Annotated in this window: 3 protein-coding genes; all 3 read left to right on the plus strand. The window is 33.2% G+C overall.

Annotation, left to right across the window (positions count from 1 at the left end):
- Positions 1 to 204 precede the first annotated feature (204 nt).
- Positions 205 to 1,125 carry a hypothetical protein gene (locus BHE89_RS26080; protein ID WP_286146209.1) on the plus strand — a complete coding sequence of 307 codons (921 nt, stop codon included), beginning with the start codon at positions 205 to 207 and terminating at the stop codon, positions 1,123 to 1,125.
- Positions 1,126 to 1,198: 73 nt separating this feature from the next.
- Positions 1,199 to 1,426, plus strand: coding sequence for a hypothetical protein (locus BHE89_RS26085; protein WP_286146210.1), 228 nt, complete (start codon positions 1,199 to 1,201; stop codon positions 1,424 to 1,426).
- Positions 1,427 to 1,499: 73 nt separating this feature from the next.
- Positions 1,500 to 1,826: a hypothetical protein gene (locus tag BHE89_RS26090; RefSeq protein WP_286146211.1), complete on the plus strand. Its 327-nt coding sequence runs from the start codon at positions 1,500 to 1,502 to the stop codon at positions 1,824 to 1,826.
- Positions 1,827 to 1,987: the final 161 nt, after the last annotated feature.

Consider the following 1,987-nt stretch of genomic DNA (forward strand, 5'->3'; position numbering starts at 1 on the left):
TAAATTATTTTTTATGATTGTGGCGTTTTTTGTTTATTGGATCGTAAGAATAAGGTTCAGTGTTCTCTTTATCTTTTTGTTTAATAACGTTTTTTTGTTTTTTTCTGTTAACAAATCTTAGGTTTCTTTTTTCTATTGTGATTTTCACTCAAATTTTTTGCTTTAAGGTAAAAATGGAATTATCAAAAGAAAGGAAATTACTCAATGAAGATAGAAACAAAAGAAGAACGTTTGCAAAAAATTATGCAAGGGGAGAAAGACGCTTTAGCACTTGAGCCGCCTTCTTATAGTGTACAGTCGCAAGCTGTGATTGATGCCGATGTGAAAATTGAGTTTAATCAGCTTAAATCATCCCCTGAAGAGCCTGATAACGAAGTCAAAATGAATCGAGTTATCGAGTATGAAGTGATTATAACAGGGATAGAGCTGCGGCTGGCTGAATGGCGTACAAGCCCGAAAGGTATTTTGATATTACCTAATAATAAAGATGTTTACATCTCAATTGTTGACGACAATAAAACGAAAATCTCTTTAACGGGTAATCGTAATGGTGTGGCATCATTGCAGTTGATATTAAAAGATGAAGATGATGAAAGTATTGTGTATTACGCAACGCCAATACAAATACGTGTAACCCCTTCCAAGCCAAATCCTAATAATGATTGTGCGGCCTCTAATTGTGAGACCTTTTATGATTTACTGACAATACGCTCGGAATCTATGCAATGGCCAAGTAAATGGGATAATGTCTCTAAAAGTTTTGTTGTGCATTTACAAGATAAAGAAGGTGAGGATGTTTCAAATAAAGAGGTAAATCTTGTTTATGACGTTGAAAACAGCACATTAATGAGTGAACCCGAGATTTATAATTCTGATGGTGAAATGTCGAATGCTAGCAAGACAAATAAATACGGTATCGCGAATTTTAAAGTCAAATTTAAAAAGAGTGAGCCTAAACAAATAGCCATTTTTTATGCAGAGGTTAAAAGTAGTGAAGATCCGTTAGAATCGCTGAAATCAAGAGATTACTATGTTGAAATGACAACGGAGAAATTACCCTCTCCGAAAGTCCCTGCAACATTAAATGGTATTTTAAGCTATCACGCTGAAAATTATTTGCGTTAATGCGAACCTAATTTTAGGTCGTGATATTAGTGAAAGCACACAAGTTGGTTTCTATTTTAATGATCAGCTTAAGATGTTGCCATGTACTGACAAGTCCGCTGTTTCGGTAAGATTGGAAAATCAATTATTAACTAATGGTATTCATTACATCTCATTTTTTACTGTTGATATCTTCGATAATGTTTGTTTTTCTCGACGTGAACGAATTATTATTGATAACTCTCTAACAGGAGAATGCAGTAAACAAATTAAAAATATTGCACCTAAACCTTGTATTAGCGTCACCATTCCGCAAATTTGATCGTTACTTTAATTCCATCAATATTAGGTTAGTTCCTTCTTTGTGCTTACAAATTAAAAATCGTGTATCTCAGATGAATATCCAAAAAATGGTGATCATCTTTAATGGTTATTCTAAAGTCAATGGGAGTGAAAGGACGTTAGTATATCGCTCTACACTTGAAATTTATTCTGATGATCCTCGTTTAGGGAATTTCTTACATAATACAACACCTAATAACGAGCCTATTAACATGGTTGAAATTATTGAGCCTGCATTAGAGAGTATTTTAGCCGATGCATTGCCAAATATTGAAGTAGGGCAACTTGGTATTCAGGTGATGATCTTTGAAAAGACAGGAAATTGTTATCTTTGTGGAGAAAATATGTACACAGTATCTCTGCGTTTACCTTGTGCTTAATACAAATTTATTCTGTTTTCTATTTTAAGAGCACTTTATGTGGCTCTTAGTCTATATAAAATAAATAAGATAATGTTCACTAAACATTCAATTAGTGAGTCATTCGTTTTAACGCAGTGGTTATTTGATAAAATGGTGATAGAGCTAAAAATAAGTTGTAT

Origin of the sequence: Shigella sp. FC1967, assembly GCF_001743005.1 — a bacterium.
Classification (GTDB): domain Bacteria; phylum Pseudomonadota; class Gammaproteobacteria; order Enterobacterales; family Enterobacteriaceae; genus Proteus.